The organism is Geobacillus thermocatenulatus, from assembly GCF_002217655.1.
Taxonomy (GTDB): Bacteria; Bacillota; Bacilli; order Bacillales; family Anoxybacillaceae; genus Geobacillus; species Geobacillus thermocatenulatus.
Window position 1 is genome coordinate 508,375 of the sequence record NZ_NEWK01000001.1, and the last position, 25,369, is coordinate 533,743.

Sequence of the window (25,369 nt, forward strand, 5' to 3'; positions counted from 1 at the left end):
GGCTCGGCCTGGCGCTGCCGGCTGGAGAAGCGGCGTCCGCCGCGCCGATGGGGGTCTCGGTGGATGAGAACGAATCGATGCCATAGAAAGGGGAGCGAACGATGAAAATCGAACGGATCCGAGGCGGCGTGTCACTAAGGCGCACGATTGAAAGTGGAACGGAGGAGCAGCGGCGTGCGGTGCTTGATATCATCGCCGCCGTGCGTGCCCGCGGCGATGCGGCGCTCAAAGAATATACAGAACGGTTTGACGGCGTCCGCTTGGATTCGCTCAAGGTGACGGAAGAGGAAATGAAGCGCGCGCATGCGGCAATGGACGCGGAGATGCTTCAGATCATTCGCCAAGCGGCGGCGAACATTCGCGACTACCATAAACGGCAAAAGCGCGAATCATGGTGGATGACGAACGAAGACGGCACGATTCTCGGGCAGAAGGTGACGCCGCTCGATGCGGTCGGGTTGTACGTGCCGGGCGGGACGGCCGCTTATCCGTCGTCTGTGCTGATGAACGTTATTCCCGCACAAGTGGCGGGGGTGAAACGGATTGTCATCACCTCGCCGCCAAACCAAGACGGCGCGCTGCCAGCTGGGGTGCTGGCCGCCGCCTATGAACTCGGCGTGACGGAAATTTACAAAATCGGCGGCGCGCAGGCGATCGCCGCGCTGGCTTACGGGACGGAAACGATCCGGCCGGTTGACAAAATTTTCGGGCCGGGCAATATTTATGTGGCATTGGCGAAGCGGGAAGTGTTCGGGCATGTGGCGATCGACATGATCGCGGGGCCGAGCGAAATTGTTGTGCTCGCCGATGAGACGGCGTATGCGGATGAGATTGCGGCGGATTTGTTGTCGCAAGCCGAGCATGACGTGCGGGCGTCGGCCATTTTGGTGACGCCGTCGATGAAATTGGCGCTGGCGGTGGCGAGCGAAGTCGAACGGCAGCTTGAAACGCTGCCGCGCCGCGGCATCGCCCAAGCGGCGCTTGAGAACTACGGCGCCATTTACGTTACCGAGACGCTTGAGGAAGCGGTGGATGTTGTGAACGAACTGGCGCCGGAGCATTTGGAAGTGATGACGGCAGAACCGCTCGCGCTGCTCGGCCGGCTCCGCCATGCGGGGGCGATGTTTTTCGGCCGCTTCAGCTCCGAGCCGGTCGGTGACTATTTCGCCGGGCCGAACCACGTGCTGCCGACGAACGGGACGGCAAGGTTTTCAAGCGGCTTGAGCGTTGATGAGTTTGTGAAAAAATCAAGCGTGATCGTTTACAGTGAAGCCGCATTGAAACAACATGGAGAAAACATCGCCGCCTTTGCCCGCCTCGAGGGGCTCGAGGCGCACGCGCGTGCCGTTGAGATGCGGCTGAAGAAGGGGGAATGAACGATGGCAAGGGAAGCGACGGTCACAAGAACGACGAACGAGACGAGCATTGAGCTGCGTTTGGCGATTGACGGCGAAGGAAAAGCCGAACTGGAAACGGGCGTGCCGTTTTTAACCCATATGCTCGATTTGTTCGCCAAGCACGGCCAGTTCGATTTGCGCATTGAGGCCAAAGGCGACACGCATATTGACGACCACCATACGACGGAAGACATCGGCATTTGCCTTGGGCAGGCGATCAAAGAAGCGCTTGGCGACAAAAAAGGAATCAAGCGGTACGGCAACGCGTTTGTGCCGATGGATGACGCCTTGGCCCAAGTGGTCATTGACTTGAGCAACCGCCCGCATTTCGAGTTTCGCGGCGAGTTTCCGGCAGCGAAAGTCGGCGCGTTTGATGTCGAGCTCGTCCATGAGTTTTTATGGAAACTGGCGCTTGAAGCACGGATGAACTTGCATGTCATCGTCCATTACGGGCGCAATACGCACCATATGATCGAAGCGGTGTTTAAAGCGCTCGGGCGGGCGTTGGATGAAGCAACGATGATCGACCCGCGCGTCAAAGGCGTCCCGTCGACAAAAGGGATGCTGTAGCCGATGGAGTGCGGCGCCTCCGTGGGGAAAGAGTTTCGCGGGCAAAGGGAATGCGGCAGGGCGCCAAGGAGAGGCCCGCGCGGGAAAGGAGCGCCGTTAACAAAAGGCATGCCGTCATCAAGTTGTTCGGTGGATGAGGGAAAACGATCGATTGGCATGGATCAGCGAAGAAAGGAATGAGATGACGATGATCGGGATCATCGACTATGGCATGGGCAACTTATACAGCGTCCGCAAAGCGCTCGAGCGGCTCGGCTGTCCGTATGTCCTAAGCGGCGACAAAGAGGAGCTCGAGCAGACGCGCGGGCTGATTTTGCCCGGCGTCGGCTCGTTTCGCGATGCGATGCACATGTTGAACGAGACAGGCCTAGCCGCTTTCATTCGTTCGGCGGCTGAAAACGGCACGCCGTTGCTCGGCATTTGTTTAGGGATGCAGCTGTTGTTTGACGAAAGCGAGGAAAACGGACCGACAAAAGGGCTTGGCTTGCTTCGCGGCCGCGTCGTCCGTTTTCCGGGCGTCACGAAAACCGGCGAGCCATACAAAGTGCCGCACATGGGCTGGAACCGGCTCCGCTTCCAACGTTCGTCGCCGCTCCTTCATGGCGTCGAGGAAGGGCATGTCTATTTTGTCCATTCGTATTATGTCGTTCCGGGCGATGAGGACGTCGTGCTTGCGAGCAGTGAATATGACGTTGATGTTCCGGCGGTCGTCGGGCGCGGTTGTGTGTTTGGCACGCAGTTTCATCCGGAAAAAAGCGGCGCGGTCGGCATGCGCATCTTGAACAATTATGTCGGCATCGTCACGGGAAGGGGGAACGGTTGATGGCGGCGTTTACGATTTATCCGGCGATCGATATGCGCGGCGGCAAGTGCGTCCGTCTGCTGCAAGGCGATTACAACAAAGAAACGGTGTACGGCGATTCGCCGGTCGCGATGGCCGAGCAATTCGCCGCCCAAGGGGCGGAGTGGATTCATATGGTCGATTTGGACGGAGCGAAAGAAGGGCGGCGCGTCAACGATCGGTTTGTCATTGAAGCGGTCCGCCTGGGCGTCAACGTGCAAGTCGGCGGCGGCATCCGGACGGAAGAGGATATCGTGCATTATTTAGAAAATGGGGTCGCCCGCGTCATTTTAGGAAGCGCCGCCATTTCCGACCCGCCGTTTGTGAAAAAGATGCTCCAAACATACGGCCGCCGCATCGTGATTGGCATTGACGCCCGCGACGGCTTCGTGGCGACGGAAGGGTGGCTGGCGACGTCAAACGTGAAAGCGGAAGAGCTCGGGCGGATGCTCGCCGAGGCGGGGGCGGAGACGTTTATCTTTACGGACATTGCAACGGACGGCACGCTGTCGGGCCCGAACATCGCCGCCGCGGTCCGGTTGGCCGAGGCGACGGGAAAAGAAGTGATTGCTTCTGGCGGCGTCAGCTCGCTTGACGATTTGCGCGCGCTCTGCCAATATGCTAGACAAGGCATCGGCGGTGCGATCGTCGGCAAGGCGCTTTATACGAATCAGTTTACGCTTGCGGAAGCGTTAAAGGCGGTGAGCGAGCGATGATCACGAAACGCATCATCCCGTGCCTCGATGTGAAAGACGGCCGCGTCGTCAAAGGAGTGCAGTTTGTCCAGCTGCGCGATGCCGGCGACCCAGTGGAGCTGGCGAAGGCGTACGATGAGCAAGGGGCGGACGAGCTCGTCTTTTTGGACATCTCCGCTTCCCATGAAGGCCGAAAAACGATGGTCGATGTCGTCGAGCGCGTCGCTGCCCAGCTCGCCATTCCGTTTACGGTCGGCGGGGGGATTCATTCGCTTGACGATATGAAGCGGATGCTGCGCGCCGGGGCCGACAAAGTGTCGCTCAACACCGCCGCGGTGCTCCATCCGGCCTTGATCGCGGAAGGGGCGGACTTTTTCGGCTCGCAATGCATCGTCGTCGCCATTGACGCGAAATACGATGAAACGCTTGGTTCATGGCGCGTCTATACGCACGGCGGCCGCAACGCGACCAAATGGGAAGTGGTCGCGTGGGCGCAGGAAGCGGTCCGTCTTGGGGCCGGGGAGATTTTGCTGACGAGCATGGACGCCGATGGCGGCAAAAACGGTTTTGATATTGAGTTGACGCGCAAAGTGAGCGAAGCGGTTTCCGTTCCGGTCATTGCGTCCGGCGGCGCCGGCAAGGCCGAGCATTTCCTCGAAGCGTTCGAAAAAGGGAAAGCGGACGCGGCGCTCGCGGCCTCCATTTTCCATTACAAAGAAACGTCGGTTGGGCAAGTGAAAGCGTACTTGAAAGAAAGAGGGGTGAACGTGCGATGACGGCGGATATTCGCTTTGATGAAAAAGGGCTGGTGCCCGCGATCGTCCAAGATGCGCAAAGCAAGGAAGTGCTCACGCTCGCCTATATGAACAAAGAGTCGCTTGAAAAAACGCTGGAGACCGGAGAAACATGGTTTTACAGCCGCTCGCGCCAAGAACTATGGCATAAAGGGGCGACATCCGGGAACGTGCAGCGCGTTGTCGACATCCGCTACGACTGCGACGCCGATGCGCTGCTCGTGCTCGTCGAGCCGGCCGGCCCGGCTTGCCATACCGGGTCGTATTCCTGTTTTTCCCACTCGCTTGACGGCGCGGCGCGCACGCCGGCGGCCGACCGGTTCGCCATTTTGAACGAGCTCGAACAGATCATCGCCAAGCGTGACGCCGAACGGCCGGAAGGGTCGTACACGACGTACTTGTTTGAAAAAGGCGTCGATAAAATTTTGAAGAAAGTTGGCGAAGAAGCGGCGGAAGTGATCATCGCGGCGAAAAACCGGAGCCATGACGAATTGAAATGGGAAGCGGCCGACTTGTTGTACCATTTGCTTGTGCTGTTGCGCGAACAAAAGCTGCCGCTTGACGCGGTGCTGGCGACGCTTGCCGAGCGGCACGCGCAAAAGGTGGGAGCGGGCGACACAAAATAACAAGATGGTTAGGTGAGAAAACGGAACGTCTGCCATTGCGCCGGCGTTCCGTTTTTGCACGGAAAAACCGCATTCCTAAAGTTTCTTGCTTGTTTTCGCCGCCGATATGATATACTGTTGTTCGACGAATGTTACGGACGACGGAGGACAGAATGGGAAAACAACTGAAGCGATCATCACGAAAAGCGACGATTGTACCGTTCATCCAAAGCGGGGATTACTTTTTTAAAAAAGGAATGAAAGCATACGACCAAGGCGATTTGGAGAAGGCGAGGAAATATTTGGAGCGCGCCGTTCGCTTGGATGAGCGCGACGCCTCATTCGCCTTGCAGCTCGCCCTTGTGTTGTCGGAGCTTGGTGAATATCAATTTTCCAATCAATGGATGTTTAAAATTATCCATGATTTGGACGAAACGATGTACGACTGTTTGTATTTTTTGGCGAACAATTTCGCCTGCCTCGGCTTGTTTCGTGAAGCGAGGCAATACGCGGAACAGTATTTGAGGCATGAGCCGGCCGGAGAGTTTGCCGACGATGCCGCTGACTTGCTTGAGCTGCTTCGGCTCGATGGCTCGGAATGGACGGAAGAAGAGGAGCAGCTGATGGTGCTGGAGGATCGGGCCCGCCGTTTGCTTGAGGAGGAGCGGTTTGCGGAAGCGATTGAAGCGCTTGAAGCGCTCGTCGCGCGCTATCCGGACGTTTGGTCGGCGCATAACAATTTGGCGCTTGCGTATTTTTACAGTGGCGATGTCGACAAAGCGAAACAGAAAGTGCGTGAAGTGCTCAAATGCGATCCCGGCAATTTGCATGCGCTTTGCAACGCGCTTGTCTTCGCCTATTACTTGCGTGAGGAAGAACAGGCGGCCGCGCTTTGTGAGACGCTGGCCGGTTTGTATCCGTTTTTTCGCGAGCATCAATACAAGCTCGGGGCGACATTCGCGCTTGTCGGGCGGTTCGATTTGGCGTTTCGTTGGCTGCACCGTTTGTATAAACAAGGCTTTGACGGTGATGGGCCATTTTATTATTGGCTCGCTTGCGCTGCCTACTATACGGGCCATGAGTCGCTCGCTCGGCAAATGTGGGAGGTGCTTGCCACCCTCCATCCCGAAAAACGCGGTGAGGAGCCGTGGGCCGTTTCAGCGCCGGTGGATGAGGCGCTCATCCGCTTGATGGCATGGCTGGAGGGCGATGAGCTGGCCGACCGTCTGTACGGATTGTACTTGTTCAGCCGCTCGCCACAGGCGAAAGAGGCATCGATGTCGCTTGCGGTATGCCGCCTCTTGCCGTCTGATTCCCGTCTGCGCCCGTTTATCGACTGCTTTTTGTTCGGCTTAACCGATGGCCCATCCGCTTGGGCGGCGAACATCGGCCGCATGGTCGATGCGCTTTCGGCGCATAATGAGGAAAAGGAAGCGCTCTGCCGCTTTGCGTTGGCGATTGCCGTCCATCCGCTGGCCGATGGCGAACGGTTTGCGAACGGAGCGGCGTGGGCGGCTGCGATTGAATACATGTGGCGCCGTCAGCAAGGAGAGCGTGTGACGCAAAGAGAGATGGCGGCCAAATACGGCGTTTCGGCGGCGACGGTGCAAAAATACGTGCAAAAAGCGCGCCGGCTCTATACATGAGCAAATCAATAGACAGGGCGAATCGACTTCTATACGATGAAAATGAAATGATTCTCAAGCGAGGGAGTGGACGGTGTGGCAGACGAAAAAATTTACGATGTCATTATTGCCGGAGCCGGGCCGGCTGGGCTGACGGCGGCTGTCTATACATCGCGCGCCAATTTGTCGACGCTGATGATCGAGCGCGGCGTCCCGGGCGGACAGATGGTCAACACTGAGGAAGTCGAGAACTATCCTGGCTTTGAAACGATTTTAGGCCCGGAATTGGCGACGAAAATGTTTGAGCATGCGAAAAAATTCGGCGCGGAGTACGCATACGGCGATGTGAAAGAAATCATCGACGGCGAGGCGTACAAAACGGTCATCGTCGGCGACAAAGAGTACAAGGCGCGCGCCGTCATCATCGCCACCGGAGCGGAATATAAAAAACTGGGCGTACCGGGTGAAGCGGAGCTCGGCGGCCGCGGCGTTTCGTACTGTGCGGTGTGCGACGGGGCGTTTTTCAAAGGGAAAGATTTGGTCGTCGTCGGCGGGGGCGACTCGGCGGTCGAAGAGGGCGTCTATTTGACGCGGTTTGCCAATAAAGTGACGATCGTTCACCGCCGCGACAAGCTGCGGGCGCAAAAAATTTTGCAAGACCGGGCGTTCGCCAATGAAAAAATTGATTTCATCTGGAACCATACGGTGAAACAAATCAACGAAAAGGACGGAAAAGTCGGCAGCGTGACGCTTGTGCATACGCAAACGGGCGAGGAGAGCGAATTTCCGTGCGACGGCGTGTTCATTTACATCGGGATGGTGCCGCTCTCGAAGCCGTTTGCCAATCTTGGCATCACGAATGAAAACGGCTATATCGTCACGAACGAAAAGATGGAGACGAAAGTGCCGGGCATTTTCGCCGCCGGTGATGTGCGGGAAAAAACGCTCCGGCAAATCGTGACGGCTACCGGCGACGGCAGCATCGCCGCGCAAAGCGCCCAGCATTACGTTGAGGAACTGAAAGAAAAGCTCCATAAGCAAGGGGTCAGCTGATCCGGTAACCAAATCGCAATCAAATCGTAATGGTTATTTAACCCAGATGTAACACGGGCGCAACACATTTGTCGTATGCTATAAGTAAGTAATTGACCCCCTTTTATATAGATCCTTTTTGGCGCGGGCGTTTGTCCGCGTCTCTTTTTTTGCCGGGCGCTTGTATCCTGCCGCTTCGCTCGAAACGGCGGGGATGGCGTCTTTCGGCTGGAAGCGGAATGTTGGGCCCTGAGGTTTTTGCAGACCGGAAGCGGACGGTTTCCAGCGGTTTGAAGGTGGAGCGGCCTAACTATTTATGGTAAAATAAAAACGATGATGTGCGTGTTTGCGGATGGTTGGGGTGAACGAATTGCAACGGGTGACAAACTGCGTATTATATAAAGACGGCCAAGTGCTGCTTTTGCAAAAGCCGAGGCGCGGCTGGTGGGTCGCTCCGGGCGGGAAAATGGAGCCCGGCGAGACGGTGCGCGAAGCATGCATTCGTGAATACCGGGAAGAGACGGGCATTTATTTGAAAAATCCGAAGCTAAAGGGCGTCTTTACGATCGTGATGAAAAATGGGAATGAAACGGTGTCGGAGTGGATGATGTTTACGTTTTTCGCCGACGACTTCATTGGCGAAAACGTGCCGTCTTCCGAAGAAGGGACGCTTGCTTGGCATCAGGTGGAGACGCTTTCGACGCTGCCGATGGCCCCTGGCGACTATCATATTTTGGACTACGCCTTGAAAGGCAAAGGGGTCATGTACGGGGTGTTTGTGTATACAGAGGAGTTTGAACTGCTTTCGTATCGGTTGGATCCGAGTTGATGGAGAGGAGAGACGACAATGGGTCAAAACGGGGCGCTGCAGCCGATTCAGCTCGTCATCATCACCGGCATGTCCGGCGCGGGAAAGACGGTGGCGATTCAAAGCTTCGAAGACCTCGGCTTTTTTTGTATTGACAACTTGCCGCCGACGCTGCTGCCGAAATTTTTGGAGCTCGTCAAAGAGTCCGGGAATAAAATGAACAAAGTCGCTCTTGTCATGGATTTGCGCAGCCGCGACTTTTTCGATCATTTGTTCGCTGCGCTCGATGAGTTGGCTGAGCAGGCATGGGTCGTCCCCCAGGTGTTGTTCTTGGACGCCCAAGATTCGACGTTGGTGGCTCGCTACAAAGAAACGCGGCGGACGCATCCGCTTGCGCCGAACGAGCCACCGCTTGAGGGAATCCGTTTGGAGCGGAAGCTGCTCGAGGAAATCAAGGGACGGGCGCAAATGATTTACGATACGACGGGGCTCAAGCCGCGCGAGCTGCGGGAGAAAATCATCCGCCAGTTTTCATCGCACGCTCAATCCGGGTTTACCATCAACGTCATGTCGTTTGGGTTTAAGTACGGCATTCCGATTGATGCCGATTTGGTGTTTGACGTCCGCTTTTTGCCGAACCCACATTACATTGAACATATGCGGCCGAAAACCGGGTTGGACGATGAGGTGTCGTCCTACGTGCTCAAATGGGGGGAAACGCAAAAGTTTTTGGAAAAGCTGATTGACTTGTTGTCGTTCATGCTTCCGTATTACCAGCGCGAAGGGAAGAGCCAATTGGTGATCGCCATCGGCTGCACGGGCGGCCAGCACCGTTCGGTGGCGCTCGCAGAATATATCGCCCGCCATTTTTCAGATGATTATAAAACGGTTGTCTCGCACCGGGACATGGAGAGGAGAAAGGACGTACACGGATGAGGAACGAACGAGCAGCGAAACTGGTCGTCATCGGCGGCGGCACCGGGCTTCCTGTGCTGCTGAGGGGGCTGAAGCAGCATGAATTGGATTTGACCGCCATTGTCACGGTCGCCGATGACGGCGGAAGTTCCGGGCGGCTGCGCGATGAACTGCACATTCCGCCGCCCGGGGATGTCCGCAACGTATTGGCCGCGCTGTCTGACGTCGAACCGCTCATTGTCGAGCTGTTCCAGCACCGTTTTCAAAACGGCAACGGCTTATCGGGACACTCGCTCGGCAATTTGATTTTGGCGGCGCTCACATCGATCACCGGCGACTTTGTGAAAGCGATCCGTGAGATGAGCAAAGTGTTGAACGTGCGCGGCCAGGTGCTGCCAGCAGCGAACAAGAGCGTCGTCTTGCACGCGGAGATGGAAGACGGTTCCATCATCTCTGGCGAGTCCAAAATCCCGAGGGCGGGAAAAAAAATTAAGAGGGTGTTTTTAACGCCGGAAGACATTGAGCCGCTGCCGGAGACGGTTGATGCCATCCGCCGCGCCGATTTGATTGTCATCGGGCCGGGGAGCCTATACACGAGCATCTTGCCGAATTTGCTCGTGCCGAAAATCGGGCAGGAAGTATGCAAGGCGAAAGCGAAAAAAGTCTATATATGCAACATTATGACTCAGGCCGGCGAGACGCCGCACTATACGGTGAGCGACCATGTGGAGGCGCTTCATGCTCATCTTGGCGGCCCGTTTTTGGACGCGGTGATCATCAACAGCGGAGCGATCCCGGAAGCGCTCCGCCGCCGTTACGAGGAAGAGCGGGCCGAGCCGGTGCGTGACGACAGCAGCGGGCTTTCGTTGCAAGTCATCCGCGATGATATTGTCACGTACGAGGATGGGGTCATTCGCCATAATACGGCGAAAGTCGCCGCCCTTCTTCTCGGGCTTCTCCCCCGCTCTTGAGGGAGGGGCCTAGGGAGATGACAAGCGTCATCCGGGCGGCGCTCCCGATGGCCGCGCCGAAAGTCAGGCACCTCCAACCGGCCGGATGCGGGGAACGAATGGAGGTGGAGCGACCGTGTCTTTTGCATCGGAAACGAAGAAGGAATTGACTCATTTGGAAGTGAAGCCTTGCTGCTTGCGCGCCGAGCTGTCGGCGCTTTTGCGCATGAATGGTTCGCTGTCGTTTTCCGGCGGGCGAATGGCCATTGATGCTCAGACAGAAAATGCGGCGATCGCTCGGCGCGTTTATACGCTGCTGAAAAAAGGGTATGATGTCGCCGTCGAGCTGTTCGTCCGCAAGAAAATGCGTTTGAAAAAAAACAACGTTTACATCGTCCGCGTGACCGACGGTGCGGCCGCGCTCCTTCGCGAGCTTTACATTGTCAACGGCGATTTTTCGCTCATCCATGACATTTCCCCGGAGCTCGTCAAGAAAAAATGCTGCAAGCGCTCGTATTTGCGCGGCGCATTTTTGGCCGGCGGTTCGGTCAACAACCCGGAGACGTCGTCGTACCATTTGGAAATTTTCTCGCTGTATGAAGAGCACAACAAGGCGTTATGTGAACTGATGAACAGCCACTTTTTTTTAAATGCGAAAACGTTGGAACGGAAAAAGGGGTTTATTACGTATTTAAAAGAGGCGGAAAAAATCGCCGAGTTTTTGAACATCATCGGCGCCCACCAGGCGTTGCTCCGCTTTGAGGACATTCGCATCGTCCGTGACATGCGCAACTCGGTCAACCGGCTTGTCAATTGCGAGACCGCGAACTTGAATAAAACGATTGGTGCTGCGCTCCGGCAGGTGGAGAACATCCGCTACATCGACGAGACGATCGGCCTTGATTCACTGCCGGCAAAACTGCGGGAAATCGCGAAGCTGCGCATCGAGCATCAAGATGTAACGCTCAAAGAGCTTGGCGAGATGGTGGCGGGCGGAAAAATCAGCAAGTCCGGCATCAACCACCGGCTGCGCAAAATTGATGAGATCGCGGAGCGGCTGCGGGCTGGAAAGCCGGTCGATTTCCATAAATCGCTGTAAAGGGGAGATGGAGAATGGTGGAAAAACAAGTGGAAGTGAGATTAAAGACCGGGCTGCAGGCGCGCCCGGCGGCGTTGTTCGTCCAAGAAGCGAACCGTTTTTCCGCTGATGTGTTTTTAGAAAAAGAGGGAAAACGGGTCAACGCGAAAAGCATTATGGGCTTGATGAGCCTTGCTGTCGGCCATGGAGCGGTGGTCACGCTCATTGCCGACGGTCCGGATGAGCAAGAAGCGATCGAAAAGCTCGCCGCCTATGTGCAAAAGGAAAAGTAAAGCAGCATGTGGGGCTGGCGGGGAAAGGAATGGAAAAGGCTGCTCCGTTTTGGTCGGAAGCAGCCTTTTTTCGTCAATGTCGGTGCAGGAAGCAGCTCGATGGCGGTTCTGCCAATGTGCGTCCGCCTTATTTTTCATCAGCGCGCGTCAGCACGCGGTCAATGATGCCGTATTCCATCGCTTTTTGCGCGGTCATAAAGTTGTCGCGGTCCGTATCGCGCTCGATCACTTCGATCGGTTGGCCGGTGTTTTCCGATAAAATGCGGTTCAGTTTGTCGCGCAAGAACAAAATGCGCTTCGCTGCGATTTCGATTTCCGTCGCTTGCCCTTGGGCGCCGCCGAGCGGTTGGTGGATCATGATTTCACTGTTTGGAAGCGCGAACCGTTTCCCTTTCGCGCCAGCTGCCAGCAAAAACGCCCCCATCGATGCTGCCATGCCGATGCAAATCGTCGATACGTCCGGCTTGATGAACTGCATCGTGTCGTAAATCGCCAGGCCAGCTGTGATCGAGCCGCCCGGGCTGTTGATGTACAAGGAAATATCTTTGTCCGGGTCTTCCGCCGCCAAAAACAACAGCTGCGACACGATCGAGTTGGCCACTTGGTCGTCGATCGGGCTGCCAAGGAACACGATTCGGTCTTTCAATAAGCGCGAATAAATGTCGTACGCCCGCTCCCCGCGGTTCGTCTGTTCAATGACCGTCGGAATCAAATACATCAAAAACGCCTCCTTTTCCATCCTAATGGATCAATATGTACGCCTTCATCATACATGAATGGTCAATGAAGGTCAAACAAAACGATCTTCCTCATCCTTTATAACATATTCGCGGCTAACGGCAAACATCCCTTTTTTCATCATAACCGCTTTTTCGTTTTTTTAACCTGTTGTCGTCCCGTTGATGGGGAAGGAACAAAGGTGCAATTTTTCCTGCTTTTGATGGCATTTTTCCTCTTGCATTTTTGCGCGATCCTGCTATAATAGAACATGCGACGGAACGAAATAGAGAAATCATGAACTTCCATGCCCTCGTAGTGTAGTGGATAGCACGAGAGATTCCGGTTCTCTTAGCGTGGGTTCGAATCCTGCCGAGGGCGTTCCAACGATCCGACAAGTTCGGATTGAGATTCCCCAATCCCTTGATACGACCGCGTTTGCGGTCGTTTTTCATTTTTTGGGAATCCCGAAAAAACGATAGAATCCGAAAACATTTTGCACGAATTTTGCACGGCTATTTGGCATGATACAGCGCCTCCATCGCGTGATCGGCCTGCCGGGATTCTTTTTGTTCCATCTCATCTAAAATATGCGAGTACGTTTGCAGAGTAGTGACAATATGGCGGAACGGGAAACGAGTTTGGAGCAGCTGGCTTCGATTCGGTTTCGCCAACCGTCGATCACGATTCAGACCTTGTCCGCAGACAAAGCGTATGGCGCCACGGAGTATCTGGAAGCGCTCTTTCTTCATCCGGACTACAGTTGCAAATGATTTGTGTACCTCTTCAAGTGGTGTTCAGACAATGATTGAACGGGCGGAGAAAAAATAAAAAACGTATAAACGAAAGCCTCTTTTGCTGCCTTTGCGAGTGAAGAGGATCTTTATAATGGATTTATCGGTCGGTAGCGCCAAGATGCTCTTCTTTAATGCTTCTTGAAGAATTTGGGGGTAGTTCACGGGCGGTCGCCAAGGCCGCTTTCCGCCGTCAAAAATTTCTCCTACCCCCTCCCGCTCCCGTCGTGTACAATAAAAGAAAGGGAGGCGTGACGATGAGGGCGGAGTTATGGCAAGAGCAGCGGCTGCAGCTGTCGCTGACAAAGGAACTGGTGCAGGCGATTGAACTGCTGCAATATTCCGCAGCGGATTTGGAAGCGTTTTTATATGAACAGTCGCTGGAAAACCCGTTTTTGGAAATTCGCCGCACCCGGGTGCGGCAACGGCCAAGCCGGACCGAAAGAGACCAAAAGCAATGGCTCGAGAACATTGGCGCCCGCGCAGAGACGCTAGATGGCCATTTGCTTTCTCAGCTGCCTGCGTTGAAGCTCGGTGATCGGGAAGAGCGCATCGTCCGTTATCTCATTGCCTCGCTCGATGAGGACGGCTATTTGCGCGTGCCGCTTGCCGAGCTGGCGGCGCGGTTTTCCGCATCGGAACAAGAGATGGAACGGGGGCTGCGCCTTGTGCAGTCGCTCGACCCGCCAGGAGTCGGCGCCCGCGATTTGGCGGAATGCCTTCTTTTGCAGCTTGAACGTCTTTCGGAGCGCGACGAGCTGGCGGAAACGATCGTCCGTCATCATTTTGTCTCCTTTGCCGAAAAATCGTGGAAGACGCTCGCCAAGCAGCTTGGCGTCAGCCTTGGCGAACTGCAGCGCGTCTTCGAGCTCATTCGCACACTCGAGCCGCGGCCGGGCATTCACTATTCGAGCGAAACGCCGCCTTTGGTCGTGCCGGATGTCATTGTCACCCGCGGAGCGGATGGAGACTGGATGGCCGCTTATAATGATGACATCCATCCGGAGCTCGGATGGAATCGGGAGTACGAGCGGCGCATCGCTGCATCCAGCGATCGGCATGCCGAACAGTTTATCAAAGAAAAATATCGGCAGTTTACATGGCTCGCCAAAAGTTTGGAACAACGAAAACAGACGCTTCTGCATTTAATGGCTGTCATCATCGACCGCCAGCGCCCGTGTTTGGAATTCGGGCTTTCGGCGCTCAAGCCGATGACGATGCGCGAGGTGGCCGAGGAGCTCGGCGTTCATGAATCGACGGTGAGCCGCGCGGTCCGGCATAAATATGTACAAACGCCGTTTGGCACGATTGAGTTGCGTCGCTTTTTTTCAGGCGCTGCTACAGTCCATGCAACAGACGAGGCGGCTTCCTCAACCCGAGTGAAAGCGATCATCCAGGAGCTGATTGCGGCGGAAGACCCACGGGCGCCGCTTTCTGACCAACAGCTGGCCGATTTGCTTCATGGCCGCTACGGCATCGCCATTTCACGCCGCACGGTCGCCAAATACCGTGAGCAGTTGCGCATTCCACCTTCGGCGAAACGAAAGCAATACACCGGAGCTTGATGCGGCCGGTGAAAGAAAGGAAGAACGCGATGCACATCCGATTGTACACGAAAACAAACTGCCCGCTTTGCGACAAAGCGAAGGCGATTTTGGCTGAACTGCAGGCCGACTATCGGTTTACCATGGAAGAGATCGATATTTATGAAGACGAGGCGCTCCTCGAGAAATACCAGTTGATGATTCCGGTCGTCGAACTCGACGGGGAAGAAATCGGGTATGGGATGATGAAAAAAGAAACGATCAGAAAGCGGTTGCGACAAGCGCAAAAAAGTTGAACCGCCTTATTCCTCCTGCTATAATGAAAATGACGCGGGAGGAATGTTTTATGGTATAGTGGGACATAATATGTCACACCGGGACAAAAATAGTCCCTATGTTTTACTGAGGAGAAGGATCGATGGAACCGTTAGTAGAGGCGTTGAAAAAATTATCGCCCGACTTGCTTGATGTTATGCAAAAACGATACGAAATTTTGCACTCCATTTCGCTCATGGCGCCGATCGGACGGCGGGCGCTGGCGGCGAGCCTCGGCATGAGCGAGCGGGTGCTTCGGTCGGAAACGGAGTTTTTGAAAGGGCAAAACTTGCTTTCCGCCGATGTGTCGGGCATGCGGCTGACGGAAGAAGGCCACGAGCTTCTTCATACGCTTCATGATTGGATGCGGGAAGCGCTCGGTCTTAAAGAGCTGGAAGCCGCTCTGCAGCGGAAGCTCGGCATTCCGCGCGCGATTGTCGTCGCCGGGGATAGCGACCGTTCCCCTTGGGTAAAAAAAGAAATGGGTAGAGCGTGTGTCGCCTGCATGAAGGAGCTGCTTGAGCCCGGGGACATCGTCGCCGTGGCCGGCGGAACGACGATGGCGGCGGTCGCGGAGATGATGACCCCGGATGCGAAGCTTCGCGATGTGTTGTTCGTGCCGGCGCGCGGAGGCCTTGGCGAAGATGTCGAGAATCAGGCGAACACGATTTGTGCGAAAATGGCGGAAAAAGCGATGGGCCGCTATCGATTGCTGCACGTGCCTGACCAGCTGAGCGATGAAGCGCACGCGTCGCTTGTCGAAGAGCCAGCGGTGAAGGAAGTGCTGGAGCTCATCCAATCATGCCGCATGGTCGTCCATGGCATTGGTGACGCGGTGACGATGGCGAAACGGCGGAAGACGCCGCCTGCTGAGATGGGGAACATCATCGCCCGCCATGCGGTCGCCGAGGCGTTCGGCTACTATTTCAACGAGTACGGCGACGTCGTTCATAAAGTGAAAACGGTCGGCATTCAACTGGAACACCTCCCGCATGTCGAGCATGTCATCGCCGTCGCCGGAGGGGCGTCGAAGGCGAAAGCCATTCGCGCGTACATGAAACGGGCGCCACACTCGCTCTTGGTGACGGACGAAGGAGCCGCAAAAGCGTTCGTAGGGGAGTAATCTCCCTTGCTGATACAATCCAATCGCAAGGAGGAAAATCAGATGGCAGTCAAAGTGGGAATCAACGGATTTGGCCGCATCGGACGCAACGTCTTCCGCGCGGCATTGAAAAACCCGGATATTGAAGTGGTGGCGGTGAACGATTTAACCGATGCGAATACGCTTGCTCATTTGTTGAAGTACGACTCCGTCCATGGCCGTCTGGACGCCGAAGTGTCGGTGAGCGGCAACAACTTGGTCGTCAACGGCAAAGAAATCATCGTCAAGGCGGAACGCGATCCGGCGAACTTGGCGTGGGGCGAGATCGGCGTTGACATCGTCGTTGAGTCGACCGGCCGCTTCACGAAACGCGAAGACGCCGCCAAACATTTGGAAGCCGGCGCGAAAAAAGTGATCATTTCCGCCCCGGCGAAAGACGAGGATATTACGATCGTCATGGGCGTCAACCAAGACAAATACGATCCGAAAGCCCATCATGTCATCTCCAACGCTTCGTGCACGACGAACTGCTTGGCGCCGTTTGCCAAAGTGCTGCATGAACAATTCGGCATCGTCCGCGGCATGATGACAACCGTTCACTCGTACACGAACGACCAACAAATTTTGGACTTGCCGCATAAAGATTTGCGCCGGGCTCGCGCGGCCGCGGAATCCATTATTCCGACGACGACCGGAGCGGCGAAAGCGGTCGCGCTTGTCTTGCCGGAATTGAAAGGCAAATTGAACGGCATGGCGATGCGCGTGCCGACGCCGAACGTATCGGTCGTGGACTTGGTTGCCGAACTGGAAAAAGAGGTTACGGTGGAAGAAGTAAACGCGGCGTTGAAAGCGGCGGCCGAAGGCGAATTAAAAGGCATCTTGGCCTACAGCGAAGAACCGCTCGTTTCGCGCGACTACAACGGCAGCACTGCTTCGTCGACGATCGACGCGCTGTCGACCATGGTCATTGAAGGCAAAATGGTGAAAGTCGTTTCGTGGTATGACAACGAAACGGGCTATTCGCACCGCGTCGTCGACTTGGCCGCGTACATCGCGTCGAAAGGGCTGTAAGACGGGCTTGGCGTTGAGTTTTCCATCCGTTCAAGTCTATAATAAGGAAATGGAGGGGAGCGGGGAAATGATCCCCACTCCTTTTCCTTTGTCCAAACTGCAGCCAAAAGGGGGCACGAACGATGAACAAGAAGACGATCCGCGACGTTGAGGTGAGGGGAAAGCGCGTCTTTTGCCGCGTCGATTTCAACGTTCCGATGGAAGAAGGCGCGATCACCGATGACACGCGCATCCGAGCGGCGCTGCCGACGATCCGCTATTTGATCGAGCACGGGGCGAAAGTCATTTTGGCGAGCCACCTCGGCCGCCCGAAAGGAAAAGTGGTCGAAGAATTGCGTTTGGATGCGGTTGCGAAGCGGCTTGGAGAACTGCTTGAGCGCCCGGTCGCGAAAACGAATGAAGCGGTCGGCGATGAGGTGAAAGCGGCGATCGACCGTTTGAACGAAGGCGACGTGCTCTTGCTTGAGAATGTCCGTTTTTACCCTGGCGAAGAGAAAAACGATCCTGAGCTGGCCAAAGCGTTTGCGGAGCTCGCGGATCTGTATGTCAACGATGCGTTCGGCGCCGCCCACCGCGCCCATGCGTCGACGGAAGGCATCGCCCATTACTTGCCGGCGATCGCTGGATTTTTAATGGAAAAAGAACTCGAAGTGCTCGGCAAAGCGCTCTCGAATCCGGACCGCCCGTTTACAGCAATCATCGGCGGCGCGAAAGTGAAAGACAAAATCGGCGTCATCGACAATTTGCTTGAAAAAGTCGACAACTTGATCATCGGCGGCGGTCTGGCGTATACGTTCGTCAAAGCGCTTGGGCATGATGTCGGCAAATCGCTGCTTGAAGAAGATAAAATCGAACTGGCGAAATCGTTTATGGAAAAAGCGAAAGAAAAAGGCGTCCGTTTTTATATGCCGGTGGACGTGGTCGTCGCCGACCGGTTTGCGAACGACGCCAACACGAAAGTCGTCGCCATCGACGCCATTCCGAGCGATTGGGAGGCGCTTGACATCGGCCCGAAAACGCGCGAATTGTACCGCGATGTCATTCGCGAGTCGAAGCTCGTCGTCTGGAACGGCCCGATGGGCGTCTTTGAAATGGAGGCGTTCGCCCATGGGACAAGAGCGATCGCCGAAGCACTGGCGGAAGCGCCCGACACCTATTCGGTCATCGGCGGCGGGGATTCGGCGGCAGCGGTTGAGAAATTCGGTTTGGCCGACAAAATGGATCACATTTCCACAGGCGGCGGCGCGTCGCTCGAGTTTATGGAAGGAAAACAGCTGCCGGGTGTTGTCGCGCTACAAGACAAATGACCCACGGCGCCGGATTGGGCGCATGGCGGCTGATGCCGCCCATGGAAAGGAAGGGTGAACGATGAGAAAACCGATCATTGCAGGCAACTGGAAAATGCATAAAACATTGGCGGAAGCCGTTCAATTTGTCGAGGACGTAAAAAGGCACGTGCCGCCGGCCGACGAAGTCGATTCCGTCGTTTGCGCGCCGTTTCTCTTTTTGGATCGGTTGGTGCAAGCGGCAGACGGCACGGATTTACACATCGGGGCGCAAAACATGCATTTTGCCGACCAAGGGGCGTATACAGGCGAAGTGAGCCCGGTCATGCTGAAAGACATCGGCGTTCAATACGTCATCCTCGGCCATTCCGAGCGCCGGCAAATGTTTGCGGAAACGGATGAGACCGTCAATAAAAAAGTATTGGCGGCTTTCACCCGTGGGCTTATACCGATTGTTTGCTGCGGGGAAACGATCGAGGAGCGGGAAGCGGGGCAGACGAACGCGGTTGTCGCCTCACAAGTGGAAAAAGCGCTCGCCGGCTTGACGCCGGATCAAGTGAAGCGAGCGGTCATCGCTTACGAGCCGATTTGGGCGATCGGCACGGGCAGATCGTCGACGGCGGAAGATGCGAACGACGTGTGCGGCCATATCCGTTCGGTCGTTTCGCGCTTGTTTGGCCCGGAAGCGGCGGAAGCGATCCGCATCCAATACGGAGGCAGCGTCAAACCGGACAACATCCGCGACTTTTTGGCGCAAGAACAGATCGACGGCGCCTTAGTCGGCGGCGCGAGCTTGGAGCCGGCGTCATTCTTGCAATTGGTGGAGGCGGGGCGCCATGAGTAAACGACCGGTCGCCCTCATCATTTTGGACGGGTTTGCGCTGCGCGAGGAAACGTACGGCAATGCGGTCGCTCAGGCGAATAAACCGAATTTTGACCGCTATTGGAACGAATACCCGCACACAACGCTCAAGGCGTGCGGCGAGGCGGTCGGGCTTCCGGAAGGGCAGATGGGCAACTCGGAAGTCGGTCACTTGAACATCGGCGCCGGGCGTATTGTGTACCAAAGCTTGACAAGAGTGAACATCGCCATCCGCGAAGGCGAGTTTGACCGAAATGAAACATTTTTGGCGGCGATGAACCATGTGAAAGAGCATGGGACGAGCTTGCATTTGTTTGGCCTGCTGTCCGACGGCGGGGTGCACAGCCATATTCACCATTTATACGCCCTCTTGCGTTTAGCGGCGAAAGAAGGCGTCAAGCGCGTGTACATCCACGGCTTTTTGGACGGCCGCGACGTCGGCCCGCAAACGGCTCCGCAATACATTAAAGAACTGCAGGAAAAAATCAAGGAATACGGGGTCGGCGAAATCGCGACGTTGTCGGGCCGCTACTACTCGATGGACCGCGACAAGCGGTGGGATCGCGTCGAGAAGGCGTATCGGGCGATGGTGTACGGCGAAGGCCCGACGTACCGCGATCCGCTTGAGTGCATCGAAGATTCGTACCAACACGGCATTTACGACGAGTTCATCCTGCCGTCGGTCATCGTCCGCGAAGACGGCCGGCCGGTGGCGACGATTCAAGACAACGACGCGATTATTTTCTACAACTTCCGCCCCGACCGGGCGATTCAAATTTCGAACACGTTTACGAACGAAGATTTCCGCGAGTTTGACCGCGGCCCGAAACATCCGAAGCATTTGTTCTTTGTCTGCTTGACCCATTTCAGCGAAACGGTGAAAGGGTATGTGGCGTTCAAGCCGACAAACCTGGACAACACGCTCGGGGAAGTGCTGTCGCAGCACGGCTTGCGCCAGCTGCGCATCGCCGAGACCGAAAAATATCCGCACGTGACGTTTTTCATCAGCGGCGGCCGCGAAGAGAAATTTCCAGGCGAAGACCGGATTTTGATCAACTCGCCGAAAGTGCCGACGTATGACTTGAAGCCGGAAATGAGCGCCTATGAAGTGACGGATGCGCTGCTCAAGGAAATTGAAGCCGATAAGTACGATGCGATCATTTTGAACTACGCCAACCCGGATATGGTCGGCCATTCCGGCAAGCTCGAGCCGACGATCAAGGCGGTGGAGGCAGTGGACGAATGCCTCGGCAAAGTCGTCGATGCCATTTTGGCAAAAGGCGGCATCGCCATCATCACCGCTGACCACGGCAACGCCGATGAAGTATTGACGCCGGACGGCAAGCCGCAAACGGCCCATACGACGAATCCGGTGCCGGTGATCGTGACGAAAAAAGGCATCAAGCTTAGAGACGGCGGCATTTTAGGCGATTTGGCGCCAACGATGCTTGATTTGCTCGGCTTGCCGCAGCCAAAAGAAATGACGGGGAAATCGTTGATTGTAAAATAACGATGATCTTGAGAAAACGATACGAAAAGGAGTGTGTTCCCATGTCTGCCATTATCGATGTCTACGCCCGCGAAGTGCTCGATTCGCGCGGCAACCCGACGGTGGAAGTGGAAGTGTATACGGAAGACGGCGGCTTCGGCCGCGCCTTGGTGCCGAGCGGCGCCTCAACCGGCGAATATGAAGCGGTCGAACTGCGCGACGGCGATAAAAACCGCTACCTCGGCAAAGGGGTGCTGAAAGCAGTCGAAAACGTCAACGAAGTGATCGCGCCGGAAATCATCGGCCTCGAAGTCACCGACCAAGTGGCGATCGACCGGAAGCTGATTGAACTGGACGGCACGGAAAACAAAAGCAAGCTTGGCGCCAACGCCATTTTGGGCGTCTCGCTCGCCGTTGCCCGCGCGGCAGCGGACGAGCTTGGCCTGCCGCTGTACCAATACTTGGGCGGCTTTAACGCCAAAACGCTGCCGGTGCCGATGATGAACATTTTAAACGGCGGCGCGCATGCCGACAACAACGTCGACATTCAAGAATTTATGATCATGCCGGTCGGCGCGGAAAGCTTCCGCGAAGCGCTGCGCATGGGGGCGGAAATTTTCCACAGCTTAAAAGCGGTGCTAAAAGCGAAAGGCTACAACACGGCGGTCGGCGACGAGGGCGGTTTTGCCCCGAACTTGAAATCGAACGAAGAAGCGTTGCAAACGATCATCGAAGCGATCGAAAAAGCGGGCTACAAACCGGGCGAACAAGTGATGCTCGCCATGGATGTTGCCTCGTCCGAGCTGTACAACAAAGAAGACGGCAAATATCATCTTGAAGGCGAAGGCGTTGTGAAAACGTCGGAAGAAATGGTCGCTTGGTATGAAGAGCTTGTATCGAAATATCCGATCATCTCGATCGAAGACGGGCTCGATGAAAACGACTGGGAAGGACATAAACTGCTGACCGAGCGGCTCGGCAAAAAAGTGCAGCTTGTCGGCGACGACTTGTTTGTCACAAACACGAAAAAACTGGCCGAAGGCATTGAAAAAGGCGTCGGCAACTCGATTTTGATTAAAGTGAACCAAATCGGCACGCTCACCGAAACGTTTGACGCCATCGAAATGGCGAAACGCGCCGGCTACACCGCCGTCGTCTCGCACCGCTCCGGCGAAACGGAAGACAGCACGATCGCTGACATCGCCGTCGCAACCAACGCCGGCCAAATCAAAACGGGCGCGCCGTCGCGCACCGACCGCGTCGCGAAATACAACCAATTGCTCCGCATTGAAGATGAACTCGGCCACACGGCCATTTATCAAGGCATCCGCTCGTTTTACAATTTGAAAAAATAACGGGAACAGGCGTCCCCAACGGAGGGGGCGCCCGTCGTTTTGACGGAGGCCAAAAGGGCGCTGAATGGCTGGCGGTGATCAAGACGTCTTGACGCATTCAGGAAAGCTGCGCCTCTCCATCTCCATAAGATGGAACCATTCGTCAATGATCGTCTTGTGCTGCAGGGCGCAGACCGTGAATGTCGTCTCATGATGAGGACAAAGTCAAGTGGCATAATTTGTAGAAAATTATCGAATTTTTTCGAATAGTTTTTGTTGTTTTTTTATTTTTTTTTTTTTTTTTAGAATGGAATTATAAAAAAAGAATTCGAAAGTTGGTGAAAAACAGTAGATCTATCGGATTTGTACGAAGTCGCTAAGGAAAGAAAGTCGTAGTTCTGTAAAATTTTTTTATTTACACATCAGTGGTAGAGGAGGTATTTACTTGAAAGGGAAATTTAAGAAATTTTTGGTAGCCTCATCGTTTGTAACACTACTATCTGGATTTAATTTGGTAAACTATGCTTTTGCAGACTCAAAAGTTGTAAACAATGAAAGCAAAGAAGTTAAAGAAGTGTTAGAACAAAAAGAAAAACTTAAACAAAGTGTGAATATTGATAAGTATGACTTAGTCAGAAAATCAGAATTGGGAGTTAAAGAGGGTTATGACAAGGATGACCCTGAGCCGGACTGGGCGCCTGGTGATTCTTTTGGTTCACCCAAAGGTACGAATAACATATCTTTCGCGGCGTTTGCACCTGGCGATATTATTGTAGTACATGATGGTTCAGTAGCATGGGGGTATTATCGTCATGCCGCTGTATGGGACGGTACTTATTATACTGGTAGTTTAGATTCATATGCATTCATTGAAGCGAATGTAGAAAACCAACCTGGTGACGGACAAAGTAATGTCCACTATTCCACGGCAAGGAAATTTAGAAACTACGACCAAGCCGTCGGTTTATATGTCTATACTTTAGAACAGCAATTTAGAACCCTTGCCCGTAATTACATTAGAAACCAATTAGGAGAACCATACAAATTTGTAGGTTCTTACAAGTCGGATACCAGCACGTGGTATTGTAGCAAATTAGCTTGGAAAGCGTATTATGATATGGGGAATCGTGATTTGGATTACGATGGCGGGTTATACGTTTATCCGGATGATATTTATCAAGACGGAGATACTAAAATATTTGCAACCGGTTCATGACTCTGCTGATTAATACGCAATACTTGATGGTAAAATAATCTTTAGAAGGCTAGTGAAAAACTAGTTTTTTGCTCAAATCGGCGGTATTTGATCAGAAACGAGAACAGCTCTGAAAAGGCTTATCTCATTGAAAAAAAGAGTTAGGGTGAGCCGCTTTTTCATTAAAAATCACCGGCCTTTTAGAAACTATATTTTTGGATCTTCATCACAAAATGTGCTTAACAAAAAAGATGATCACGATAAAGAAAACCAAATAGTGCACATTTCTGCACTGTTATTTTGCACTAAACAACCGGGTGGCCTTCATAGGTGGAGGAGGTTTCTCGAACCCGGTGCGTGGCACTGTTTCTCTCGGCCAACGTAAAGGGGTCGCTCCGCGGGATGTTGACCGAATCGGCCTCAGCTAATGCTCGTACGGCGGTTGTCACCGTGTGTGGACCTACAGGGATTCTAGCGAGGCCGATTCATATGCGCTGTAAAGGGTTCTTGTTCGTCGCATCGGCGTGAAGACTCGGGGAGAAAGTCCTCTTTTGGGTAAATATGAATCAAGCAAGCGCTAATGATGTGGTGAATGCTGTCCTTATACAGGCGGTCGAGACGACGAGCCAACGCATCGTCATTCAACAGGGAAGGATGGAGCCCGGGATGGATGGGGTTCTCCAGGTCAATCGTGTGACCCCATTGTTCCAAGTGAACGAGGTTTTAAGTAGTCCTATTTTCATGAACACTTATTTACGAGGGGCTGTATAATGAAGAAAATCATGATTTTCATTTATTGCATCTGTTTGTTTTTAATGGTTGGGTGTGAGAAATTGAAAGAAACTGTCTCCCGAAACGATACAAAACTGAAGGTGAACCCAGCCTTTGTTGCACTTGCTGATGGAGATAGCAAATTAATTTTTCTTGATAAAAAGATGAATATAGTCAAAGAAATTGAAAATAAAAATAAATTTCAAAGCTTTTCTATAGAAGGAAATCGAGTTTATGCAATAGATGATGGTACATATATGGGAACTAAACCATCGATGCTTATCATCAATCTTTCGAGTGGTCATGTGGAAAAGAAGTTAAAGTTGCCGCATGTTCCGTCGTCTTATGCGGTACTAAAGCAAAAAGTTTACATGGCTTCATCTGAAATATTTAGAGAAGGCATGCCTTTTTTTGTTGTTAATGTGTCTAGTGGGAAAGTAGAAAAATTGACATTTACCAGTGGAATGGTCAGTACAATTAAACATTACAAAAATGAAATTTTCATCACTATAAATTCTGGTGGTAAATCCAGTGAGCATAGCAACGTATATAGGATACAAATTAATGATGCATCCCTTTCCTTTCATCCTGTCATTAAAGATAATATTGAATTACCACCAAGTGATTTTGTGATTGAAGATAACAAAATGTACTGTGTTTTTACAGGATTTTCTTACGGGCCAAGGCCAGAATGGGTAAAAAATCCTGAAAGATATACAAATAAGCTTATGGTTGTAGACTTGAATAATGGTCAAATCATTTCTGAGAAGAAATTGTCTAAACCTTTCCCGCAAAAAATAATTAATATTGGTAATAAATTATACATTAATAATTATACGGATTTGGATATGAAAGGGGGATTTTTCACAATACTTGATAAAAATGACTTAAGTGAATCTTTTTTTTCAATAGAAAATCCAGCGTATTTTGACTACAATAAGCGATTTGAAGAATTCATAGTTTCTAATCCTCAAAATGGAACTCTGCGATTAGTTAAAAACGGTAAAGTAGTCAAAAAAATTAAAGTTGGAGATAATTGTAGTATAGTTAAAGCGGTTCAAAAAAAATAAACTTTACTGTAGATGAGCAATTTTCATTACAATATTTTCCGTTAACAAAGAGACCAACCTACAGTTTATTAGTGAATTTGCTCAACTATATAGATGCAATTTGAAGCTTTACCATTTGCAGCTTTTCCCGAGTATTTGATCGACTGTCGGGCGACCGAACAACGCCGCTTAAGGTGATCGCGCCTAGAATCATCTTTTTCATGGCGCTGACTGTTT

The 25,369-nt window shown here is 53.5% G+C and carries 25 protein-coding genes, 1 tRNA gene and 1 pseudogene; 25 read left to right on the plus strand and 2 right to left on the minus strand.

What is annotated here, in order from left to right:
- Window positions 1-101 precede the first annotated feature (101 nt).
- The 13 genes from hisD to B9L19_RS02645 all read left to right on the plus strand — a co-directional run bounded on the left by hisD (window position 102) and on the right by B9L19_RS02645 (window position 11,603).
- Window positions 102-1,376, plus strand: coding sequence for a histidinol dehydrogenase (hisD, locus tag B9L19_RS02585; RefSeq protein WP_025949867.1), 1,275 nt, complete (start codon window positions 102-104; stop codon window positions 1,374-1,376).
- A gap of 3 nt (window positions 1,377-1,379) precedes the next feature.
- Entirely contained in the window at window positions 1,380-1,967 is a 588-nt protein-coding gene (hisB, locus tag B9L19_RS02590) for an imidazoleglycerol-phosphate dehydratase HisB (protein ID WP_025949868.1), read from the plus strand.
- Between the two features lie 181 nt (window positions 1,968-2,148).
- Window positions 2,149-2,790, plus strand: coding sequence for an imidazole glycerol phosphate synthase subunit HisH (gene hisH / locus B9L19_RS02595; RefSeq protein ID WP_025949869.1), 642 nt, complete (start codon window positions 2,149-2,151; stop codon window positions 2,788-2,790).
- Entirely contained in the window at window positions 2,790-3,524 is a 735-nt protein-coding gene (hisA, locus tag B9L19_RS02600; RefSeq protein WP_025949870.1) for a 1-(5-phosphoribosyl)-5-[(5-phosphoribosylamino)methylideneamino]imidazole-4-carboxamide isomerase, read from the plus strand. The genes hisH and hisA overlap by 1 nt, the downstream gene beginning before the upstream one ends.
- The gene (gene hisF, locus B9L19_RS02605) at window positions 3,521-4,279 is read left to right on the plus strand and encodes an imidazole glycerol phosphate synthase subunit HisF (RefSeq protein WP_025949871.1); all 759 of its coding nucleotides are present in this window, start codon (window positions 3,521-3,523) and stop codon (window positions 4,277-4,279) included. Before hisA ends, hisF begins: the two co-directional genes overlap by 4 nt.
- Window positions 4,276-4,923 carry a bifunctional phosphoribosyl-AMP cyclohydrolase/phosphoribosyl-ATP diphosphatase HisIE gene (gene hisIE / locus B9L19_RS02610; protein WP_025949872.1) on the plus strand — a complete coding sequence of 216 codons (648 nt, stop codon included), beginning with the start codon at window positions 4,276-4,278 and terminating at the stop codon, window positions 4,921-4,923. The genes hisF and hisIE overlap by 4 nt, the downstream gene beginning before the upstream one ends.
- 152 nt (window positions 4,924-5,075) lie before the next feature.
- On the plus strand, window positions 5,076-6,548 hold the full coding sequence (locus B9L19_RS02615; RefSeq protein ID WP_025949873.1) for a tetratricopeptide repeat protein: 1,473 nt from the start codon (window positions 5,076-5,078) through the stop codon (window positions 6,546-6,548).
- Window positions 6,549-6,623: 75 nt separating this feature from the next.
- Window positions 6,624-7,580, plus strand: coding sequence for a thioredoxin-disulfide reductase (gene trxB / locus B9L19_RS02620; protein WP_025949874.1), 957 nt, complete (start codon window positions 6,624-6,626; stop codon window positions 7,578-7,580).
- Window positions 7,581-7,911: 331 nt separating this feature from the next.
- Entirely contained in the window at window positions 7,912-8,388 is a 477-nt protein-coding gene (locus B9L19_RS02625) for an NUDIX hydrolase (RefSeq protein WP_033024198.1), read from the plus strand.
- Window positions 8,389-8,406: 18 nt separating this feature from the next.
- Complete coding sequence (gene rapZ, locus B9L19_RS02630; RefSeq protein WP_025949876.1) at window positions 8,407-9,303, plus strand: RNase adapter RapZ; 897 nt, start codon at window positions 8,407-8,409, stop codon at window positions 9,301-9,303.
- The gene (locus B9L19_RS02635) at window positions 9,300-10,253 is read left to right on the plus strand and encodes a gluconeogenesis factor YvcK family protein (RefSeq protein ID WP_025949877.1); all 954 of its coding nucleotides are present in this window, start codon (window positions 9,300-9,302) and stop codon (window positions 10,251-10,253) included. Before rapZ ends, B9L19_RS02635 begins: the two co-directional genes overlap by 4 nt.
- Window positions 10,254-10,368: 115 nt before the next feature.
- Entirely contained in the window at window positions 10,369-11,331 is a 963-nt protein-coding gene (gene whiA, locus B9L19_RS02640; protein ID WP_025949878.1) for a DNA-binding protein WhiA, read from the plus strand.
- A 14-nt stretch (window positions 11,332-11,345) separates the two neighbouring features.
- Window positions 11,346-11,603, plus strand: a complete 258-nt coding sequence (locus B9L19_RS02645; protein WP_025949879.1) for an HPr family phosphocarrier protein — start codon at window positions 11,346-11,348, stop codon at window positions 11,601-11,603.
- 127 nt (window positions 11,604-11,730) lie between these two features.
- Here the strand turns inward: B9L19_RS02645 and clpP are convergent, their stop codons facing one another.
- Complete coding sequence (clpP, locus tag B9L19_RS02650; RefSeq protein WP_011232532.1) at window positions 11,731-12,321, minus strand: ATP-dependent Clp endopeptidase proteolytic subunit ClpP; 591 nt, start codon at window positions 12,319-12,321, stop codon at window positions 11,731-11,733.
- Between the two features lie 308 nt (window positions 12,322-12,629).
- Here clpP and B9L19_RS02660 point away from each other — a divergent pair.
- The 11 genes from B9L19_RS02660 (at window position 12,630) to B9L19_RS02710 (ending at window position 23,333) form a co-directional block, all read left to right on the plus strand.
- Window positions 12,630-12,701, plus strand: a tRNA-Arg gene (locus tag B9L19_RS02660).
- 239 nt (window positions 12,702-12,940) lie between these two features.
- On the plus strand, window positions 12,941-13,093 hold the full coding sequence (locus tag B9L19_RS18920) for a hypothetical protein (protein ID WP_033024199.1): 153 nt from the start codon (window positions 12,941-12,943) through the stop codon (window positions 13,091-13,093).
- 278 nt (window positions 13,094-13,371) lie between these two features.
- On the plus strand, window positions 13,372-14,679 hold the full coding sequence (gene rpoN / locus B9L19_RS02670) for an RNA polymerase factor sigma-54 (protein WP_025949880.1): 1,308 nt from the start codon (window positions 13,372-13,374) through the stop codon (window positions 14,677-14,679).
- 29 nt (window positions 14,680-14,708) lie between these two features.
- Window positions 14,709-14,954 (plus strand): glutaredoxin family protein, encoded by a 246-nt coding sequence (locus B9L19_RS02675; RefSeq protein ID WP_025949881.1) that lies wholly within the window; start codon window positions 14,709-14,711, stop codon window positions 14,952-14,954.
- A gap of 122 nt (window positions 14,955-15,076) precedes the next feature.
- On the plus strand, window positions 15,077-16,096 hold the full coding sequence (locus tag B9L19_RS02680; protein ID WP_047752580.1) for a sugar-binding transcriptional regulator: 1,020 nt from the start codon (window positions 15,077-15,079) through the stop codon (window positions 16,094-16,096).
- Window positions 16,097-16,138: 42 nt separating this feature from the next.
- On the plus strand, window positions 16,139-17,146 hold the full coding sequence (gap, locus tag B9L19_RS02685; RefSeq protein ID WP_025949883.1) for a type I glyceraldehyde-3-phosphate dehydrogenase: 1,008 nt from the start codon (window positions 16,139-16,141) through the stop codon (window positions 17,144-17,146).
- A gap of 122 nt (window positions 17,147-17,268) precedes the next feature.
- Entirely contained in the window at window positions 17,269-18,453 is a 1,185-nt protein-coding gene (locus tag B9L19_RS02690; protein WP_025949884.1) for a phosphoglycerate kinase, read from the plus strand.
- A 61-nt stretch (window positions 18,454-18,514) separates the two neighbouring features.
- Window positions 18,515-19,276, plus strand: coding sequence for a triose-phosphate isomerase (tpiA, locus tag B9L19_RS02695; RefSeq protein ID WP_025949885.1), 762 nt, complete (start codon window positions 18,515-18,517; stop codon window positions 19,274-19,276).
- The gene (gene gpmI / locus B9L19_RS02700; RefSeq protein ID WP_025949886.1) at window positions 19,269-20,804 is read left to right on the plus strand and encodes a 2,3-bisphosphoglycerate-independent phosphoglycerate mutase; all 1,536 of its coding nucleotides are present in this window, start codon (window positions 19,269-19,271) and stop codon (window positions 20,802-20,804) included. The genes tpiA and gpmI overlap by 8 nt, the downstream gene beginning before the upstream one ends.
- 41 nt (window positions 20,805-20,845) lie before the next feature.
- The gene (gene eno / locus B9L19_RS02705) at window positions 20,846-22,138 is read left to right on the plus strand and encodes a phosphopyruvate hydratase (protein WP_025949887.1); all 1,293 of its coding nucleotides are present in this window, start codon (window positions 20,846-20,848) and stop codon (window positions 22,136-22,138) included.
- A 424-nt stretch (window positions 22,139-22,562) separates the two neighbouring features.
- Entirely contained in the window at window positions 22,563-23,333 is a 771-nt protein-coding gene (locus tag B9L19_RS02710; RefSeq protein WP_025949888.1) for a YiiX/YebB-like N1pC/P60 family cysteine hydrolase, read from the plus strand.
- 290 nt (window positions 23,334-23,623) lie between these two features.
- On the opposite strand, the pseudogene B9L19_RS19640 reads toward B9L19_RS02710, so the two are convergent.
- Window positions 23,624-24,032: pseudogene (locus B9L19_RS19640) on the minus strand (DUF4277 domain-containing protein); the annotation flags it as partial.
- Between the two features lie 50 nt (window positions 24,033-24,082).
- On the opposite strand from B9L19_RS19640, the gene B9L19_RS02720 reads away from it, so the two are divergent.
- Complete coding sequence (locus B9L19_RS02720; protein WP_025949890.1) at window positions 24,083-25,153, plus strand: hypothetical protein; 1,071 nt, start codon at window positions 24,083-24,085, stop codon at window positions 25,151-25,153.
- The last annotated feature ends 216 nt before the right edge of the window (window positions 25,154-25,369 follow it).

Bases quoted from the DNA above. Each gene is read 5' to 3' on its own strand.
- hisIE (WP_025949872.1), top strand. From the start codon at position 4,276: ATGACGGCGGATATTCGCTTTGATGAAAAAGGGCTGGTGCCCGCGATC.
- B9L19_RS02675 (WP_025949881.1), top strand. From the start codon at position 14,709: ATGCACATCCGATTGTACACGAAAACAAACTGCCCGCTTTGCGACAAA.
- hisB (WP_025949868.1), top strand. From the start codon at position 1,380: ATGGCAAGGGAAGCGACGGTCACAAGAACGACGAACGAGACGAGCATT.
- hisA (WP_025949870.1), top strand. From the start codon at position 2,790: ATGGCGGCGTTTACGATTTATCCGGCGATCGATATGCGCGGCGGCAAG.
- hisH (WP_025949869.1), top strand. From the start codon at position 2,149: ATGACGATGATCGGGATCATCGACTATGGCATGGGCAACTTATACAGC.
- B9L19_RS02615 (WP_025949873.1), top strand. From the start codon at position 5,076: ATGGGAAAACAACTGAAGCGATCATCACGAAAAGCGACGATTGTACCG.
- gpmI (WP_025949886.1), top strand. From the start codon at position 19,269: ATGAGTAAACGACCGGTCGCCCTCATCATTTTGGACGGGTTTGCGCTG.
- tpiA (WP_025949885.1), top strand. From the start codon at position 18,515: ATGAGAAAACCGATCATTGCAGGCAACTGGAAAATGCATAAAACATTG.
- clpP (WP_011232532.1), bottom strand. From the start codon at position 12,321: ATGTATTTGATTCCGACGGTCATTGAACAGACGAACCGCGGGGAGCGG.
- B9L19_RS18920 (WP_033024199.1), top strand. From the start codon at position 12,941: ATGGCGGAACGGGAAACGAGTTTGGAGCAGCTGGCTTCGATTCGGTTT.
- rapZ (WP_025949876.1), top strand. From the start codon at position 8,407: ATGGGTCAAAACGGGGCGCTGCAGCCGATTCAGCTCGTCATCATCACC.
- rpoN (WP_025949880.1), top strand. From the start codon at position 13,372: ATGAGGGCGGAGTTATGGCAAGAGCAGCGGCTGCAGCTGTCGCTGACA.
- B9L19_RS02625 (WP_033024198.1), top strand. From the start codon at position 7,912: ATGGTTGGGGTGAACGAATTGCAACGGGTGACAAACTGCGTATTATAT.
- hisF (WP_025949871.1), top strand. From the start codon at position 3,521: ATGATCACGAAACGCATCATCCCGTGCCTCGATGTGAAAGACGGCCGC.
- hisD (WP_025949867.1), top strand. From the start codon at position 102: ATGAAAATCGAACGGATCCGAGGCGGCGTGTCACTAAGGCGCACGATT.
- gap (WP_025949883.1), top strand. From the start codon at position 16,139: ATGGCAGTCAAAGTGGGAATCAACGGATTTGGCCGCATCGGACGCAAC.
- B9L19_RS02635 (WP_025949877.1), top strand. From the start codon at position 9,300: ATGAGGAACGAACGAGCAGCGAAACTGGTCGTCATCGGCGGCGGCACC.
- B9L19_RS02645 (WP_025949879.1), top strand. From the start codon at position 11,346: ATGGTGGAAAAACAAGTGGAAGTGAGATTAAAGACCGGGCTGCAGGCG.
- B9L19_RS02720 (WP_025949890.1), top strand. From the start codon at position 24,083: ATGAAGAAAATCATGATTTTCATTTATTGCATCTGTTTGTTTTTAATG.
- eno (WP_025949887.1), top strand. From the start codon at position 20,846: ATGTCTGCCATTATCGATGTCTACGCCCGCGAAGTGCTCGATTCGCGC.
- B9L19_RS02680 (WP_047752580.1), top strand. From the start codon at position 15,077: ATGGAACCGTTAGTAGAGGCGTTGAAAAAATTATCGCCCGACTTGCTT.
- B9L19_RS02690 (WP_025949884.1), top strand. From the start codon at position 17,269: ATGAACAAGAAGACGATCCGCGACGTTGAGGTGAGGGGAAAGCGCGTC.